The organism is Paenibacillus sp. FSL H7-0756 (assembly GCF_038006765.1).
In the GTDB taxonomy this organism is placed as follows: domain Bacteria; phylum Bacillota; class Bacilli; order Paenibacillales; family Paenibacillaceae; genus Paenibacillus_AQ.
In genome coordinates, this window is record NZ_JBBOVT010000001.1 from 2,582,954 (window position 1) to 2,600,968 (window position 18,015).

At 55.1% G+C, this 18,015-nt stretch carries 13 protein-coding genes; 12 read left to right on the forward strand and 1 reads right to left on the reverse strand.

Annotated features, from left to right (window positions below; genetic code table 11):
- Nucleotides 1-12: 12 nt before the first annotated feature.
- Nucleotides 13-2,427 (forward strand): single-stranded-DNA-specific exonuclease RecJ, encoded by a 2,415-nt coding sequence (recJ, locus tag NST04_RS11470; protein ID WP_341184333.1) that lies wholly within the window; start codon nucleotides 13-15, stop codon nucleotides 2,425-2,427.
- Nucleotides 2,428-2,456: 29 nt separating this feature from the next.
- Nucleotides 2,457-2,975 (forward strand): adenine phosphoribosyltransferase, encoded by a 519-nt coding sequence (locus NST04_RS11475; RefSeq protein WP_341185224.1) that lies wholly within the window; start codon nucleotides 2,457-2,459, stop codon nucleotides 2,973-2,975.
- Nucleotides 2,976-3,092: 117 nt separating this feature from the next.
- On the opposite strand, the gene uraA is transcribed toward NST04_RS11475, so the two are convergent.
- Nucleotides 3,093-4,403: a uracil permease gene (uraA, locus tag NST04_RS11480; RefSeq protein WP_341184334.1), complete on the reverse strand. Its 1,311-nt coding sequence runs from the start codon at nucleotides 4,401-4,403 to the stop codon at nucleotides 3,093-3,095.
- 312 nt (nucleotides 4,404-4,715) lie between these two features.
- Between uraA and NST04_RS11485 the strand changes: the two genes are divergently transcribed.
- From NST04_RS11485 to NST04_RS11530, 10 genes are all read left to right on the forward strand, one after another.
- A complete protein-coding gene (locus tag NST04_RS11485; protein ID WP_341184335.1) occupies nucleotides 4,716-6,896 on the forward strand; it encodes a RelA/SpoT family protein in 2,181 nt (726 codons plus the stop codon).
- Between the two features lie 29 nt (nucleotides 6,897-6,925).
- On the forward strand, nucleotides 6,926-7,369 hold the full coding sequence (gene dtd, locus NST04_RS11490) for a D-aminoacyl-tRNA deacylase (RefSeq protein ID WP_341184336.1): 444 nt from the start codon (nucleotides 6,926-6,928) through the stop codon (nucleotides 7,367-7,369).
- A gap of 261 nt (nucleotides 7,370-7,630) precedes the next feature.
- A complete protein-coding gene (locus tag NST04_RS11495; protein ID WP_156949513.1) occupies nucleotides 7,631-7,786 on the forward strand; it encodes a hypothetical protein in 156 nt (51 codons plus the stop codon).
- 158 nt (nucleotides 7,787-7,944) lie between these two features.
- Nucleotides 7,945-8,451, forward strand: coding sequence for a type 1 glutamine amidotransferase domain-containing protein (locus NST04_RS11500; protein ID WP_341184337.1), 507 nt, complete (start codon nucleotides 7,945-7,947; stop codon nucleotides 8,449-8,451).
- 59 nt (nucleotides 8,452-8,510) lie between these two features.
- On the forward strand, nucleotides 8,511-8,972 hold the full coding sequence (locus tag NST04_RS11505) for a hypothetical protein (protein ID WP_341184338.1): 462 nt from the start codon (nucleotides 8,511-8,513) through the stop codon (nucleotides 8,970-8,972).
- A gap of 1,036 nt (nucleotides 8,973-10,008) precedes the next feature.
- A complete protein-coding gene (gene hisS, locus NST04_RS11510; protein ID WP_341184339.1) occupies nucleotides 10,009-11,268 on the forward strand; it encodes a histidine--tRNA ligase in 1,260 nt (419 codons plus the stop codon).
- A gap of 51 nt (nucleotides 11,269-11,319) precedes the next feature.
- Nucleotides 11,320-13,098: an aspartate--tRNA ligase gene (gene aspS / locus NST04_RS11515; RefSeq protein WP_341184340.1), complete on the forward strand. Its 1,779-nt coding sequence runs from the start codon at nucleotides 11,320-11,322 to the stop codon at nucleotides 13,096-13,098.
- Between the two features lie 76 nt (nucleotides 13,099-13,174).
- Nucleotides 13,175-13,933, forward strand: a complete 759-nt coding sequence (locus NST04_RS11520; RefSeq protein WP_341184341.1) for a tRNA threonylcarbamoyladenosine dehydratase — start codon at nucleotides 13,175-13,177, stop codon at nucleotides 13,931-13,933.
- 193 nt (nucleotides 13,934-14,126) lie between these two features.
- Nucleotides 14,127-15,428: an NCS2 family permease gene (locus tag NST04_RS11525; protein ID WP_341184342.1), complete on the forward strand. Its 1,302-nt coding sequence runs from the start codon at nucleotides 14,127-14,129 to the stop codon at nucleotides 15,426-15,428.
- Between the two features lie 190 nt (nucleotides 15,429-15,618).
- Nucleotides 15,619-17,907, forward strand: a complete 2,289-nt coding sequence (locus NST04_RS11530) for a HelD family protein (protein WP_341184343.1) — start codon at nucleotides 15,619-15,621, stop codon at nucleotides 17,905-17,907.
- Nucleotides 17,908-18,015: the final 108 nt, after the last annotated feature.

Here is an 18,015-nt window from a genome sequence, read left to right on the forward strand (position 1 = left end):
AGGTGAGCTGTATTGCTTCATTCAAAAACAAGCTGGCAATCTCCGGCAGCCGATTCCGAGCGTATTCAGGAACTGGCCCGGAGCCTTTCTATTTCTCCGCTCCTTTCTTCACTGCTGGTGCAAAGAGGTATGGATACCGCTGACAAGGCGCGCGTATTCATGGATTCAGGAGCGGAAGATAGACATGATCCATTCCTGCTTAAAGGAATGGCTGAAGCGGTGCCGCGGATACAGAAGGCACTGCAGGAGGAAGAGCATATTCTGGTGTACGGTGATTATGACGCAGACGGGGTATCCAGCACAGCGCTGATGATCTACCTGCTGCGTCATCTCGGCGCCTCCTTTGACATTTATATTCCCCATCGGTCCAATGAAGGCTATGGACTGCATAATCATGCGCTGGACTGGGCGGTCCAGCAGGGTGTATCTCTCGTCATTACGGTTGATACTGGTATCAGTGCCTATCATCAGATTGCCTATGCCTCGGAGCTGGGCATTGATGTTATTGTCACGGACCATCATGAGCCGCCTGAGCTGCTGCCGGAGGCGTATGCCCTGATTAACCCGAAGCTGCCTGACTGCCCGTATCCGTTCAAGGGTCTGGCTGGAGTGGGGGTGGCTTACAAACTGGCTGAAGCGCTCCTGGGCAGCGAAGTGCCGGAGGAATGGTGTGAGATTGCCGCCATCGGCACCGTAGCTGACCTGATGCCGCTGCTGGGCGAGAACCGCAGTCTGGTGCGCAGAGGCCTCAGCAGCATGCGGAATTCATCCTTCCCGGGCATCCGGGCGCTGCTCTCGGTGGGCGGTATTGCGATGAACACCGTCAGTGCGGTGAATATCGCCTTCGGGATGGCTCCGCGTATTAATGCCAGCGGAAGACTGGATCATGCTGGCCGGGCGGTTACACTGCTGACCACGGAAGATTCGGCAGAAGCTGAGCAATTTGCCGGTGAGCTGGATCTGCTGAACAAGGAACGCCAGCTGGTTGTGGAGCGAATTGTCACTGAAGCCACCGCCAAGCTGGAGGAGAGAATCAGCCGGAGCGGACTGCCGGATATTATTGTGCTGGCGGACCAGGGCTGGAATGTCGGCGTAGTCGGCATTGTGGCCTCCAAGCTGCTGGAGCGGTATTACCGTCCGGTCATTATTCTGGACATTCATCCGGAGACCGGGATGTGCAAGGGCTCTGCCCGCTCTATTCCGGGCCTGGATATCTATGCAGCCTTATCCTCATGCGCCGGACTGATGGACCACTTCGGAGGACATCCGGCTGCGGCGGGGATGAGTCTGCCGCAGGATAAGCTGGAAGCCTTCGATGCGGCGCTGAACAGCTATGCTGCGTCTATTCTGACACCGGAGGACTTCGTAGCTGTTACAGCTGCGGACGGCGAGGTCTCCATTGCCGATCTGACTCTCCAGGCTGCGCTTGAGCTGGAGCGGCTTGCCCCGTTTGGCATGGCCAATCCGCTGCCGAGATTCATTCTGCGCGAAGCGGTTGTGAAGGAGACCCGGAAGATGGGCCAGGAGGGCAAGCACCTGAAGCTTGTGCTCCAGCAGGACAAGCTGACGATTGAAGCTGTAGCCTTCGGCAAGGGTCCGCTGGCAGAGCTGCTTCCGGACGGAACAGTCGTGGATGTACTGGCAGAGCTGTCCGTCAATGAATGGAACGGCTCGCGCAAGCCCCAGCTGATGCTGCAGGATCTGGCGGTGCCGAAGGCGCAACTGTTCGATCTGCGCGGCGCAGCTGATGCTGTCAAGCAGGCGGCGCATATTCAGGAGCTGCTCCGCACCTATAGCGGCAGCCATCCGGGCCGGAGTGCTGCGGTCTTCCAGAACAGCCGGACGACGCCGCTGCGTGATCTTAAGGGCATGTCCCTCTGGGTATACGATGAGTCTGCCGGGATCTCTGCTGTACATCAGCCGGAAGGCGCGCATGATGAAGAGGGACTGTCGCTGCTCTGTGTGCTGGATATGCCCGAGTCCCCGGAACAGCTGGAAGCGCTGTTTACTGCTTTTCCCCGAGCGGAGAACATTGCCCTGCTGCATTCGATCCGTGACGGGCGTGACCGGCTGCAGGTGCCGACCCGTGATCATTTCAAATCGTTATATAAATGGATCGCCGCAATCGCTGCATCTCCAACTCCTGAGCATGAAGTGCTGCTGCGGCTTAGCCGCCAGTCGGCGCTTGGTGTGCGTATGGTGAGCAGAATGCTGGATGTGTTCGATGAGCTTGACTTCATTGAGCGCAGCGGCGGCACAATCACCTTTGTCCCGCAGCCTGCCGCCAAGAGTCTGAGCTCATCAGAGCATTTCGTCAGACTGGGCAAGACGGCGGAGATGGAGCAGTATTTCATGGAAGGCAGCCGCAGTGAATTGCAGGAGTTCATGCTGTCACGGTCATTGGTTCAAGTAACTTCAGCGGGGTGATTCCCGCTTACTTTTAGGAGATGATGATGTTGGATTTCAAAGACAATATTCGCGTAATTCCGGATTTCCCCCAGGCGGGAATCAGCTTCAAAGATATTACCACGCTGCTCAAGGACGGCGCTGCGTACCGTGCAGCCATCGATGAGCTTAAGGCTCTGGTGGCCCACCTGGAGATCGACGTCATTGCCGGACCGGAGGCGCGCGGCTTTGTAGTGGGCGCGCCGCTGGCCTACGCGCTTGGGGTTGGCTTCGTGCCAATCCGTAAAAGCGGCAAGCTTCCTTATGAGACAATCGAAGTAGGCTATGATCTGGAATACGGCAAGGATACCCTCGCTGTGCATACCGATGCGATCAAGCCCGGCCAGAAGGTGCTCATTGCAGATGATCTGCTGGCTACAGGCGGAACGATTGCTACTTCTGTTAACCTGGTAGAGCAGCTTGGCGGCCAGGTGGTCGGCGCTGCATTCCTGATCGAATTGACAGCCCTGTCCGGACGGGACAAGCTGTCGGATATTGAAGTAGTTACCTTGTTGACTTACGAGGATTAATCTCCGTGCCCGGCAACTTTTCCCGGGAAATAAAAAGCGGACTGCTGTCGAATGAAGACAGCAGTCCGTTTTTTTGTTACAGGTTGAAGTGGGTGGACAATAAAAGATGTGAGTCACTTAATGTGCCGATTTGTCAGCTTCCTGTTCATTGGACAGGCCCAGAACCTCGATCAGCTTGAAGAGCAGGGCGAGGACCATACCGACGATAGTCGCCAGTGCCATCCCTTTCAGCTCTACACCGCCGAGCTTCAGCGAAATGCCGCTGATGCCGACAACCAGGACGAGCGTCGCCAGAATCATGTTGGTGGCTTTGGAGAAATCGACCTTCTGTTCAACGAAGATACGCAGGCCTGACGCCGCAATAACCCCGAACAGCAGCAGGGAGACACCGCCCATGACCGGCAGCGGAATGTTAGCAATGACTGAGGAGAACGTTCCGGAGAACGACAGTACAATGGCGATTACAGCAGCCCCCGCGATAACATATACCGAGTACACCTTGGTCAGAGCCATTACGCCGATATTCTCACCATAAGTGGTATTAGGTGTAGACCCGAGGAACCCTGAGAGAACAGTTGAAATCCCGTTACCCATCAGTGAGCGGTCCAGTCCCGGGTCCTTAGTCAGATCCTTGCCGACGATATTGCTGGTCACCAGCAAATGGCCGATATGCTCAACAATGACCACAAGCGATACAGGAATAATAGTCAGAATGACCTGCCAGTTGAAGGATGGGGTAATGATTGTTGGATGCGAGAGGAAGCTTGCTTGAGAGATAGCACCAGTGTTCACCTCACCCATTATATAAGCGAGTACATAACCGGTCACGATACCGATGAGAATGTGAATGATTTTGGGGAAGCCGCGGAACAGCACGGAGCCGAGCACGGTAACACCGAGCGTGACGAGCGACAGGGTTATCGCTTTGCCGTCAGGCGTCCAGTCTGCGGTAGCCACACCATCAGGAGCAATCAGTCCGGCCATCCGTGCGGCTACAGGCACAAGCTCCAGTCCGATTGTGGCAACGATTGCTCCCATGACTGCAGGAGGGAATACAATATCAATCCAACCGGTACCGGCATAACGTACAATTAAGGCCACAAGAATGAATATAACACCAGTCACGATAAAAGCACCCAGTGCAAGCGAATATCCGCGCTCATGATCGCCGGCATGATCTTTCAACACAAGCAGCACCGGAGAGATGAAGGCAAAGCTTGAACCCAAATAGGCGGGGATTTTGCCGCGGCAGATCAGAATGTAGAGCAAGGTGCCGATACCGTTCATCAGCAGGATCATGCCGGGATCTACCCCGAACAGGTTGGGAACAAGCACAGTGCTGCCGAACATGGCGAACAGATGCTGAAGACTCAGGAGGAAGCCCGGGCCCCAAGGGAGTCTTTCGTTAATTTGAATTTCGCGTTGCAATGGAGTTCACTTCTCTTTCTGATCTAATTTGATTTGACAATTCTTATCTTTTAAAAAACCGCCTTTACTAGATTAAATAGATCGGCGGGTTTTTACAACAACATTTTTACCCGTGCCACAAAATTGTCTTTTCTTGCCCCTTTCCCTTACAAGAATACCACGCTATGGCAAGTGTTGACGGAATCCCTCGTAAGCGTCATAATTATAGACAACTTTAACCTGAGCGCAATGCAGCCGGGAACGTATGGAACCTGCAAATTCTGCATGCTTGCAGGTTCATTTTATTATAGAAGGGAAACGGATACGACGAGAATGGGCATAGAGCAATTAACCGAGAAGGCTGGCGCCTATATAAAAGAAAAAGATCTTCTCCGCATCCGTGAAGCTTATGAATTCGCCGATCAGGCTCATCACGGGCAGGTCCGGAAGTCGGGGGAGCCATACATTCTACATCCGCTCGCGGTCGCAGATATTGTCGTCAATATGCAAATGGATGTCATATCCATTATTGCTGCGCTGCTGCATGATGTTGTGGAAGATACGACGGTGTCCCTGGAGCAGATCCGCACGCAATTCGGCGATACCTGCGCCATGCTGGTGGACGGCCTGACCAAGCTGGAACGCATCCGCTTCCGGTCCAAGGAGGAGCAGCAGAACGAGAACTACCGCAAGATGTTCATCGCTATGGCCCAGGATATCCGGGTAATCGTGATTAAGCTGGCGGACCGTCTGCACAATATGCGTACGCTCAAATACCAGTCTGAAGAGAGTCAGCGCCGGATTTCTTATGAGACGCTGGAGATCTTTTGTCCCATTGCGGACCGGCTGGGGATCTCTGCGATCAAGTGGGAGATGGAGGATATTGCGCTCCGTTATCTGAATCCGCAGCAGTATTACCGGATTGCCAATCTTGTACACAAGAAACGGGCAGAACGTGAGCAGTTCATTGACAGTGTAATCGGCCGCATCCGCGCCAAGCTGGATGAAATGGGCATTGAAGGCGATCTCTCGGGACGCCCGAAGCATATCTACAGTGTCTATAACAAGATGAACACGAAGAACAAGCAGTTCAACGAGATCTATGATCTGCTGGCTATCCGCATTATCGTCGACAATATTAAGGATTGTTATGCCACTTTGGGTATTATTCATACACTTTGGAAGCCGATGCCTGGCCGTTTCAAGGACTATATTGCTATGCCCAAAGCGAACATGTATCAGTCTTTGCATACAACCGTTGTTGGTCCGGGAGGAGAGCCCACGGAGGTACAGATCCGCACCTGGGAGATGCACCGTACGGCCGAATTCGGGATCGCCGCCCACTGGGCGTATAAGGAAGGCAGCAGCAACAACGTCAATCCCGAGAACCGGATGCCGTTCTTCCGCGAGATTCTGGAGCTGCAGCATGAAGCCAAGGATGCCGAAGAGTTCGTGGAATCGCTCAAAATGGACTTCTTCTCCGATCTCGTCTTCGTATTCACGCCTAAGGGTGAGGTAGTGGAGCTGCCTGCAGGCTCGGTGCCGCTGGATTTCGCATTCCGCATCCATACCGAGGTCGGGAACCGGACGATCGGCTCCAAAGTGAACGGGCGTATTGTTCCGCTTGACCATAAGCTGAAGACCGGGGATATCGTGGAGATTCTGACCTCGAAGAATTCATACGGTCCGAGCCGCGATTGGCTGAAGATTGCCCAGTCCTCGCATGCGCGGAGCAAGATCAAGCAGTGGTTCAAGAAGGAGAAGCGCGAAGAGAACGTGGAGAAGGGCCGGGAGGCCATCGAACGCGAGCTGAAGCGCCTGAACGTAGAGGTCTCTGACTGGCTGACGGAGGACAAATTGTCGGAGGCAGCGAAGAAGTTTGCCTTCAACGATGTGGAGGATATGCTGTCGGCGGTCGGCTTCGGCGGGATTACCGCCGCTCAGATCGCTTCCAAGCTGACCGAGAAGCTGCGTAAGGAACAGGAGGAGGCCGCAGGCCATCTGGAGCTTACCTCCGAGATGAAGGCGATCAAATCCAGCGGAGAGAAGCGCAACCAGCCGACCAACGGGGTCCGTGTCAAGGGGATCGACAATCTGCTGGTGCGCTTCGCACGATGTTGTAATCCCGTGCCGGGTGACGATATCATCGGCTATGTGACCCGCGGACGGGGCGTATCGGTACACCGTGAGGATTGTCCGAACCTTCCGAATGAGATGGACGGAGAGGAAGCAGCCCGCGTGATCGAAGTGGAGTGGGAAGGCAGTATGGAGGCTAATTACAGCGTCGATATTGAGATTACCGGCCATGACCGCAACGGGCTGCTGAATGAGGTGCTGCAGGCGGTATCGGAGAGCAAGACCAATATTTCAGCGGTCACCGGGCGCTCCGACAAGAACAAGATGGCGATGATCCATATGACGATTCTGATCCGCAATACCGATCACCTGCAGTCTGTGGTCGACAAAGTGAAGCGGGTCAAGGATGTATATACCGTTAACCGCATTATGCAATAGAGGGCTAAGGCAAGGAGTTGAAGAATGAGATGAGAGTCGTTGTGCAGCGCTGCAAGAACTCCAGTGTGACGGTGGACGGCACAGTGACCGGAGCGATTGGAGAGGGTCTGCTGCTGCTGGTCGGCGTCACCCATGAGGATACAGAGAAGGATGCCAAGTATTTGGCGGACAAGGTTGCCGGACTACGGATTTTTGAGGATGCAGCCGGTAAAATGAACCATAGTGTGACGGAGGCCGGCGGTGCCATCCTGTCCGTCTCCCAGTTCACGCTGTACGGGGACTGCCGCAAGGGCAGACGTCCCAACTTCATGGCGGCAGCGGCTCCTGCGGAGGCAGAGCGGCTCTACGACTACTTCAATCAGGAACTGCGTGCCGGAGGGCTGAAGGTAGAGACCGGCGTGTTCGGAGCGATGATGGATGTCGCCCTGACCAACTGGGGACCGGTTACGCTGCTGCTGGACAGCAAGGGTTAGGAATGCAGGCGGCAGACGCCGCCTTAACTGTAAATATAAGAATTTATAGGTTTCACACGATAATTTATCCTTCTATTTCTCGCCGAAACGGTACCGTTCTTTAAAAGGACGGCAAAGCCGTTTCCACTTGATAAGATACATCACGGGACTCCACATGGTGGGGTCTTTTTGCTGTGAGTTAACCAAGCGGGATAGCAGCAGCTCTGACTGGATAGACTATGAATGATGCACCATTATTCATAAGTGCGGGGAGCAAGCAGAATGAGACAAGCACCAAAAGCATGGATGTGGAACACGATTCAGGCCCATGTGGCCGGGTCGATGGCCGAAGCTTCAGCGACAGCCAAGGAAGCCGGGGACCCGAAGGAGCCGCAGGGGCTTCAGCGGAGGGGCCGAGGTCTTTTGCCGCGTACCTGAACGCAGTGAAGGTACACGGGGAGTGGAGTTTTTTGAGCGCGGAGGCAGCAGGTACGGAACAGAATTTACGGGAACTGCTTAGGCTTCGTTATAAAGCGGGGGAATGAGGGTAATAGATTGACGAGACGACAGCACCCAAGAGAGGAGATATGGATCTCATGAGTAAAGTAGCTTTTCTGCTCGCCAATGACTTTGAAGATTCTGAAATGAAGGTTCCTTACGAAGAAGTTTTACAGGCAGGACATCAGGCAGAAATCATCGGTCTGAAGAAAAATGAGACCCTGCTCGGCAAACAAGGAAGCGTATCTTATACCGCTGATAAAGCGATCAGCGAGGTTACAGCCGGAGAGTATGATGCGATAGTCATTCCAGGCGGATCTTCGCCGGAGAATCTTCGTCTCGACCCGGATGTTCTGCAATTCGTGAAGGATGCTGACCGTGCAGGCAAGCCGATTGCCGCTATCTGCCACGGCCCGCAGATTCTGATCAGCGCTGAACTGCTGCAAGGCCGCACCCTTACCTCCTACCCGCCGCTGAAGGATGATCTGATCAATGCCGGCGCGGAGTTCAAGGATGAAGAGGTCGTCGTAGACGGCAATTACATTACTTCACGCACACCCAAGGATGAGCCCGCTTTTGTGCGTGAGCTGCTTAAGGTGTTGTAATACATGAAATACATGCATAACCCGTTAGGCATAATACAACTTTATGGGAGGGATTTACAATGAGTAAAAGAATCCAGGCCTATTTCAGTACAGAAAGTGCAGCGGAAGGCGCCAAGACAGCATTGATTCCGTACGGTGTAGAGGGGATTGAGGTATCCGCTTTGACTGACCCATTGGATAATGGAGTAAATAACCGGCGCAATATTCTGATCCCGCTGGGGTCCACCAATACCGCTTCAACCGGTGCCGGGGGCGTGTACGCTGCCGGAGGTGCAAGCGGCATGGGATCCGGTGCGGCCATTGTCCCGGCCGTTGTTACCGATGATGATCTGAAACGTACGGATGAAGTGCGTGCGGATGAAGTACGTACGGAGGGCGAAGTGCATAGAGGGGAAGCGCTCACAAGCAGCGACTTGGAGCACCTTCATTATGTCATGGATCTCAAGGTAGCCGAGAATCATTACAACGAGGTTGTAGAGGTTCTGCGCGGTAAGCAGGCCTATGTGGAGATTTTTGATTAAAAAGGACTGCGGCATCGCTGCCGGTATACATTTCAGCTCCAGCCCTCCGTTATGGAGAGGCTGGAGCTGTTTTTATATGCAGCATAAAAGGAAAAACAGCGGGATAGATGTAGACAGGAGCAGGGGGATGGTGTAACCTATGGATTAGCATGACAGCAGGGATTTGGCTGGCTTGGTGAAACGCTTTCTTTTCTGTAATGCAACTGTAACACTACATTCATGATTCCTTAATATAGCGTGTTTATAATAGAAGCATGACCCCCTTTTTTATAATATATGATGATGGACCTGCAGCAATCGGCTGCAGGTCACTTTTTTATTTTTGGGGAGATTTCAAGCAACATGGAGCGTCATTAGAGTGAAGTAGTGAAGCGGACTGAGAAGCGCCTATTTGTCCACAAACTGTTTTTTTGCGGCAGACGCGGACTGACATTCCGTTATTAGGCTGATTTGAGCGGATAACGAGGCATATGTAGGTGCATAGCGGAATCTGAGTGCTCTTAAGCTGAGAATGAGGAGTTTTTGCCCTAATAGCGGTATTTCAGTCCACTTGGCTGAAGGAACGCTGGCTCGTGGCAGCTTATTTTATTCAATCCTTGACTTTAGCGCAGTGGTTCAGTAGAATCTAACAGTATAGGTAAGTTTATATTGTTTTGATGACGGGACCAAGTAATCCGTAACCCACAACCCCAGAGAGGAATCCCGCAGATCATGGCTGTCGTCCAGTTAAGGAGGACCACCACCCGCTGATCCGCACGGCTGTAAGGATTCTGTTGATGAACGGACGAATGACCTCCCCGAGAACGCACGGCGAACGCAGGCAGCATTAGAGCCTTCAGTCAGTAGCCGAATGCGCGTAGGCGGGCGTTAACCGCTTAGAGCGGAGCTTATGCAGAGCAAGTTGCATGGAGCCCGGAATGTGGGTGGTACCACGGGTGAATTATTGGTTATGATAATCCCTCGTCCCTGTTTGTAATTGAACAGGGATGAGGGATTTTTTGCTGTTTTTAGGGGTTATTTTCAGGAGGGATAGACTGTGGCTAAAGAAAGATTCGAGAAACCTACAGGTACGCAGGATGTACTTCCGGGTGCAGTAGAGAAATGGCAGGTAGTGGAGGCCAAGGCAAGAGAGCTGTGCCGCCGCTTCAATTACCGGGAGATCCGTACCCCGCTGTTCGAGCACACCGGGCTGTTCGAGCGCGGAGTCGGGGAGACAACGGATATTGTAGAAGGTGAGATGTATACCTTCAAGGACAAGGGCGACCGCGATCTGGCGCTTCGTCCCGAAGGGACAGCAGGCGTGGTACGCGCGTATGTCCAGAACAAGCTATACGGGGAGCCGGATGTCAGCAAGCTGTATTACATCGGACCGATGTTCCGTTATGAACGTCCGCAGGCCGGCAGATACCGCCAGTTCCATCAGTTCGGCATCGAAGCCTTCGGCGCGGTGGACCCGGCGATTGATGCTGAAGTCATCTCGCTGGGGTACCAGTTCTACATTGATCTGGGGCTGAAGGATGTGCGGGTAGAGCTGAACTCGGTCGGCAATGCGCCGAGCCGTGCGGCTTACCGCGAGAAGCTGCTGGATTTCCTGAGACCGATGAGAGAGAGCCTGTGCAGCGACTGCCAGCGCCGGATGGAACGCAACCCGCTGCGCGTGCTGGACTGCAAGGTAGATCAGGACAAGTTCGGCGGAGCGCCTTCTATTCTGGACAGTCTGGATGAAGAGTGTACAGAGCATTTTGCGAAGGTGAAGGGTCACCTGGATGTGATGGGTGTGGAGTACAGCATCAACCCCCGTCTGGTACGCGGCCTTGATTATTACACGCATACGGCGTTTGAGTATAAAGCGGCAGGCATTGGCTCCATTGACACGGTGGGCGGCGGCGGCCGGTATAACGGTCTGGTCGAGGAGATCGGCGGACCAGATCAGCCGGGTATCGGGTTCGGGATTGGCCTGGAGCGGATTCTGCTGATTCTGGAGAATCAGGGTGTCGAGCTGGAAGCGGCGAAGCCGCTGGATGTGTACTTCGTTGCACTTGGCGAAGCAGCAGATCTGGAGATTACGAAGCAGCTGTTCCGTCTGCGCAGCCTGGGCTTCTCTGCGGAGCGCGATTACCTGGGGCGCAAGATGAAGGCGCAGATGAAGTCGGCGGACCGCATGTCAGCCCGGTATACGGCGATTCTCGGTGAAGACGAGCTGAATAGCGGCGTCATCGCACTGAAGTCGATGGAGACCGGCGAGCAGCGGACCGTCAAGCTGGACGAGCTGGCCCAGGCGCTGATTCAGAATTAAGCAACTTTAGCGAGTATAGGTAATTTCAATCATGAAGGGGTAGGATAAAAGATGACCAGAAGCCATAACTGTGGACAATTAACAACAGCGAGCATCGGTGAGACCGTAACATTGAACGGCTGGGTACAGACCCGCCGTGACCTCGGAGGCGTGCTGTTCATTGATCTGCGCGACCGTACAGGGATTGTACAGATTGTCTTCAACCCTGACTATTCCGGCGAAGCGCTGCAGATTGCCGATAAGGTGCGCAGTGAATACGTACTGTCCGTGACAGGTACCGTGGTGAAGCGTGATGAGGAGACCATTAACCGCAACCTGCCGACTGGTGAGATCGAAGTGCAGATTACAGATATTGAAGTGCTGAATGCGGCCAAGACGCCTCCATTCTTCATCGAAGACGGGGTGGAAGTAGACGAATCTCTGCGCATGAAATACCGTTACCTGGACCTGCGCCGTCCGGAGATGCACAAGACGCTGCTGCTCCGTTCCAAGGCAGCGAAGATTTTCCGTGACTTCCTGGACAATGAAGGCTTCATCGATGTAGAGACGCCGATCCTGACCAAAAGCTCGCCGGAAGGCGCACGTGACTACCTCGTGCCCAGCCGTGTGCATGAAGGCGAATTCTTCGCGCTTCCGCAATCGCCGCAGATCTACAAGCAGCTGCTGATGGTTGGCGGCATCGAGCGTTATTACCAGATGGCCCGTTGCTTCCGCGATGAAGACCTGCGCGCTGACCGCCAGCCGGAATTCACGCAGTTCGATATTGAGACCTCGTTCATGCCGCAGGATGAGCTGCTGGCGATGATGGAGAAGCTCATGCAGCGCCTGCTGAAGGAAACGATCGGTGTTGAGGTTGCTGTTCCGTTCCAGCGTCTGACGTATGCCGAAGCGATCGGCAAATACGGCTCCGACAAGCCGGACCTGCGGTTTGGCCTGGAGCTGGTAGAGATGAATGATATCGTTGCTGAGAGCGGCGTGAAGGTGTTCGCTTCCGTGATTGAGAAGGGCGGAGAAGTGAAATGTCTGAACGCTAAGGGCTGCGGCACATGGACCCGTAAGGAGATTGATGATCTTGGACCATACGCGGCCCGTTACGGCGCCAAGGGTCTGGCCTGGATTCAGGTCAAAGACGGCGAGTTCAAGGGACCGATTGTGAAGTTCTTCTCCGAGGAAGAAATCGCTGCCGTGAAGGAGCGCACAGGTGCCGAGGATGGCGACCTGCTGCTCTTCTCCGCTGATACCAAGAAGGTGGTAGCCGATGTACTTGGCGCCCTGCGTCTGAAGATCGGCCGTCAGCTTGGTCTGATCGATGATAGTGTGTTCAAATTCGCTTGGGTAACGGAATTCCCGCTGCTCGGCTACGATGAAGACCAGAAGCGTTATGTGGCCGAGCATCACCCGTTCACCCGCCCGATGGATGAAGACCTGCATCTCTTCGATACTGATCCCGGTGCAATCCGTGCTCAAGCCTATGATATCGTGCTTAACGGATACGAGGTGGGCGGCGGTTCCCAGCGTATCTACAAGCGTGATGTTCAGGAGAAAATGTTCGATGCCCTAGGCTTCTCGCAGGAGCTGGCTTATGAGAAGTTCGGCTATCTGATGGATGCCTTTGAATACGGCACGCCTCCGCATGGCGGCATCGCGTTCGGCTTCGACCGTCTGATTATGCTGCTGGCAGGCCGCACGAATCTGCGTGAGACGATTGCCTTCCCTAAGACGGCAAGTGCAACGGACCTGCTGATGGATGCCCCGTCTCCGGTGGATGCCGGACAGCTGGAGCAGCTGCATATCAAGCTGGCACCGAAACCGGAAAAAGAAAAGAAATAAATCAACTATGGACTGACGGGGCGCACCAGGAGAGCAGAGTGACGTCCCGGAAGCCTTGCCCAAGGAGGCTGACATCATGCTGAATCAGTTCTCGCGTACGGAGCTGGCGATCGGGCCGGAGGGCCTGGAGATTATGAAAAACAGCACAGTGGCTGTGCTGGGGATCGGCGGAGTCGGCGCCATGGCGGCGGAAGCGCTGGCCCGGACCGGCATCGGCCGGATTATCCTGATTGATAAGGATTCGGTGGATATTACCAACATCAACCGCCAGCTTCATGCGCTGACCACGACCATCGGCCAGAACAAAACCGATCTGATGGTGGACCGCATCAAGCTGATCAACCCGGACTGCGAAGCGATTGCGCTGAATATGTTCTACACCGAAGAGACGTATGAGGAACTGTTCAAATACAAGCTGGACTATGTAATTGACGCTTCGGATACGATTATCTATAAGATTCACCTGATCAAGGAGTGTCTGGCCCGGAAGATCCCAATGATCTCCAGCATGGGAGCGGCCAACAAGATGGACCCGACCCGCTTCCAGGTCGCCGACATCTCCAAGACCACCATGGACCCGATTGCCCGGGTGATCCGCACCAGACTGCGCAAGGAAGGCATCAAGAAGGGCGTGAAGGTGGTCTTCTCCACCGAGAAGCCTGTGAAGCCGCGCGAAGATGTGACGGAGCAGATCGTGCCTGCGAATGCGCCGGACCGGCGCAAGGCGAAGCAGCCTCCGGCCAGCACTTCTTTTGTACCCCCTGTAGTCGGCCTGATTATGGTCAGTGTAACGGTACGGGATTTGCTCGCAACGGGCGGCATTACATTTGAATGAATTCTATCAGGTAAAAGGGTGTGTAGCCGGTTTCCGGCTATATGCCCTTTTATTACGGTATGTATTGGGGCCCCCCGCAAAGTACCTGAATAGGCTTCGGAGCTAAAGCCGCACTTTGTGGGGTTATTTTACGGTATGTATTGTGGGGAGATACTTAACATCACATGAGATGAACTGAAGTGGAGGTTGTTACATGAAATCGAATATTTGGCGGAATAGCGTGGGAATGGAACCGGGCGACAACTGGAAGCAGGAATGGGCGGCCGGTATCCTGTCGTATTTCGCTTCGGTATATATTGTAATGGTTAACGCGGCGATCCTGGCAGATGCAGGCATGCCGCTGCGGGCCGGGATGGTTGCCACGCTGCTGACAGCGGTGACGGGCTGCCTGCTGATGGCTTTTGGCGGCAAAACCCCGATTATCGTCGTCCCGGGCATGGGGATCAACGCCTTTTTCACTTATACGCTGGTGCATTCTATGAAGCTGGACTGGCGTGAGGCGCTGGCGGTGGTGGTGGTAACCGGGGTGCTGTTCGCCATTGTGGCCTTCACCTCGCTCTACCGCATTCTCAGCGACGCGATTCCCCATAATCTGCAGCATGCGATCACCGTCGGCATCGGGCTGTTCCTGACCTTCATCGGCCTGCAAAAAAGCGGGATTGTCATTGCCCACGCCACCACCTTCGTTGCCATCGGGCATTTCAGTGATCCTGCGGTCATTACCTCAGTGGTGACGCTGCTGCTGGCGCTGGTGCTGTTCATCCGCGGCACACGCGGCGGGCTGCTGATCAGTATGCTCGCGGGCACAGGGCTTGCCTATCTGCTGGGAGCCGCCCATGCGCCGAAGAATACCGAGCCGGGACATGTGTTCACTGGTTACGGCAGCGTGTTCGCCAGTATGGACTGGAGCGGATTCGTCAGCCTTGTCTTCTGGATTGCCGTCTTCCTGCTGCTGCTGATTGTAGTCTTCGAGAATATCGGCCTGATCTCTTCCCAGACGCTGATGGCAGGACGTCCGGAACGCTTCAAAAGCAGTCTGCGGGCGCTGTCGCTCGCCAACATCGCGGCAGGTCTGTTCGGCAGCAGCCCGGTGGTCGCCGCTGCTGAATCCACGGCCGGAATTGCGGCAGGGGGCCGCTCCGGCTTAACCTCACTCGTCACCGGCCTGCTGTTCGGCGCGACCTTTCTGTTCATCCCGCTGCTGGCTTATGTGCCGGACAGCGCGATTGCGCCGATTCTGATCGTAATCGGCGGGTTGATGGTGCAGAGTGTGCGCGAAATGGATCTCGGCGACATGACGGAGCTGTTCCCGGCCTTCCTGGTCATGGTGATGATTCCCTTCACCTACAGCATCGTGGACGGCATGGCGTTTGGCTTCATCACCTACCCGCTGGTGAAGCTGGCAACCGGCAAAGGCAAGGAGGTTCCTCCGGCATTGTACGGCATTGCCGGACTGTTCATTGCGAACTTCGTGCTCCATGCGCTGATGGGCTAACGGCAAAGCGGAAGGTGGGAGCGGCGCTTTTCCCTTCCACTGGTCCGCAGATAGAAATATATGGCTTTCCCTGTCCTGTTGTGATAAGATGGACTGCTCACATCACTTAAGGTGCATGCTTCCGAAGCGAGTTATGCTCGTAGTGATTCAGGAAGCGAATGCCCGCATAACTTTTAGGAGGTAACTGAAATTGGAAGACAACTTTCAAAGTGCCTATCAAGAGGAAGAAGACAGGCTGAACCACGTGCTGACAGAGATTGACTCCACCCTTGAGCGGCTGCGCTCAACACCGGTGTACACGGGACACGATTATACCGAGCAGGTGCTGGAGGATTCGAGGGAACAGAAGCGCAAAGATCTTGCCAAGCTTAGGCAGGAGCCTTATTTCGGACGGCTTGATTTTCAGGGCAATGACGAGCAGGACCGCAAGGCACTTTATATCGGCAAAATCGGCGTAGACCGCGAGCAGGTAAGCGACCGTCCGCTTGTCATTGACTGGCGGGCACCGGTGGCGAGCCTGTTTTATTCTTTTACCGGAGGAACGGAGGCTGCCTCGTATGAAGCGCCGGAGGGGCTTATCGAAGGGCTCGTCTATCTCAAGCGCAACGTGGTGATCCGCAAGCAGATCCTGGAGCGGGTGGCGGATACCTATAACCGTGACAGCGACGCACCGGCGGTATCGGATGAATTCCTGGTCTACCGGCTGGGGGAGAACAAGGATAACCGGCTGCGGGATATCGTCTCCACGATCCAGGAGGAGCAGGACAAGATTATCCGGGCGGCCAAGAACACGGCGCTGATCATCCAGGGGGTCGCGGGAAGCGGTAAGACCACCGTTGCGCTGCACCGGCTGGCGTTCTTATTGTATCAATACAAGGAGCAGGTCTCGGCGGAGAAAATGATCATTTTCGCCCCAAACCGCATGTTCCTGGACTATATTTCAGATGTGCTGCCGGAGCTGGGCGTCGGCAATATTGCCCAGAGCACGTTCCCGGACTGGGCGGCCGAGGTACTGGGTGTGGACTTGCCGGAGCAGGATGCTTCGGAGGTCATGAGCCGCTGGTTCGAGACGGCGGGAGCAATGCCGGTCATCACGGAAGAGACCCCCGGGCGCTTCAAGGGATCAACGGTGCTGATGAGCGTCATTGAATCCAGCGTCAAGCTGCTGGAGACCAGCGCTGTGCCGGAGGGCGATTTCATCCCTTGGGACGGGGCGGTGCTGAGCCGCCAGGTGATTCTGCGCTGGCACAATGAGGAATATGCGCCGTATCCTCCGGCGAAGCGCAAGGAGCGGGTGATGGCGCGGCTTCACCGCTGGATCGAGATGGAGCTTAAGAAGAGTCCATCAGCGGCTGCGCTGAAGGAGCGCAAGAAGAAGGGCACGGCACGCGAGAAGGCTTACAGCGCCAAGTGGCCGAAGTACGAGCCGCTCGCCATCTATAAGCAGATCTTCCGGGCGGCGAAAGTGCCGGAGGACTGGCCGGCAGCAGCGCCGGAAGAGATTCCGCCTGCCGTGCTGAAGGAGACCGTCAAGGAGCTGAAGAAGGGCATTCTGCGCGAGGAGGATCTTCCTCCGCTGCTGTATATCCATTTTCTTTTGAACGGCAATGAGGGTACCGAACGGTTTGACCATATCGTGATCGATGAAGCGCAGGATTTCTCCCCGTTCCAGATTGCTGTACTGGATCTGTATGTGAAAGGACATTCCTTCACCATTCTGGGTGACCTGTCGCAGGGCATTCACGCCTACAAGGGAGTGCATGCGTGGAGAGAGATGCAGACGCTGTTCGCTGAAGAACACACGGCATATCATGCACTTACCCGAAGCTACCGCTCGACGATGGAGATTATTGAGTTCGCTAACGGCATTCTGTCTGCGGGCGTGGGCAGTGAGCTGCTGGCCGTTCCGGTCTTCCGCAGCGGAAATCCTGTGCGGCTAATCTCCTATGAGGCGGATGTGCTGCCGGGAACGGCTGCGGCTGCTCCGGCGGGTAAGGAAGCGGCAGGGTACACGGATGCGGCTGCGGGTAAGGAAGCGGTATGGTATACGGATGCTTCTGTGGGCAGGGACGAGCGGCTCAGCGCGGTTAAGAGCGCGCTGGCGCAGCTCTCCGGGCGCGAATACCGTACGGTGGCGGTATTGACCCGCAGCCTGCGGGAAGCGTCTGAGCTGTACGCCGAGCTCGCCACGCAGTTCGAGGATCTTCATCTGATTGACGGCAGCATCACGGAATATCGCGGCGGATTGTCGATTCTGCCCGTCTACTTGTCCAAGGGACTGGAGTTCGATGCCGTCATTCTGGCGGATGCCGACAGTGACCATTATGGAGCGGCGGCCTGGGATGCGAAGCTGATGTATGTGGGCTGTACGCGTGCCCTGCATGAGCTGTGGCTGCTGCGGGGCGGCGAATTACCGCCTTACGTTCAACTGAACGCAGAGGAGACCGTCTCCGGCTGGCCGGAGGCAGAGGTGCAATAGTCAAAATAGACAGCGTCAAGCGGTCGCGGGAAACCCAACCAGCGGCGATCCGGTTACGATCCGGTAAAACGGATTCGGCGCTTTGGCGAAACAGATCCGCCAAAGCGC

Bases quoted from the DNA above. Each gene is read 5' to 3' on its own strand.
- NST04_RS11485 (WP_341184335.1), top strand. From the start codon at position 4,716: ATGGGCATAGAGCAATTAACCGAGAAGGCTGGCGCCTATATAAAAGAA.
- dtd (WP_341184336.1), top strand. From the start codon at position 6,926: ATGAGAGTCGTTGTGCAGCGCTGCAAGAACTCCAGTGTGACGGTGGAC.
- NST04_RS11495 (WP_156949513.1), top strand. From the start codon at position 7,631: ATGAGACAAGCACCAAAAGCATGGATGTGGAACACGATTCAGGCCCAT.
- NST04_RS11500 (WP_341184337.1), top strand. From the start codon at position 7,945: ATGAGTAAAGTAGCTTTTCTGCTCGCCAATGACTTTGAAGATTCTGAA.
- NST04_RS11505 (WP_341184338.1), top strand. From the start codon at position 8,511: ATGAGTAAAAGAATCCAGGCCTATTTCAGTACAGAAAGTGCAGCGGAA.
- aspS (WP_341184340.1), top strand. From the start codon at position 11,320: ATGACCAGAAGCCATAACTGTGGACAATTAACAACAGCGAGCATCGGT.
- NST04_RS11520 (WP_341184341.1), top strand. From the start codon at position 13,175: ATGCTGAATCAGTTCTCGCGTACGGAGCTGGCGATCGGGCCGGAGGGC.
- NST04_RS11525 (WP_341184342.1), top strand. From the start codon at position 14,127: ATGAAATCGAATATTTGGCGGAATAGCGTGGGAATGGAACCGGGCGAC.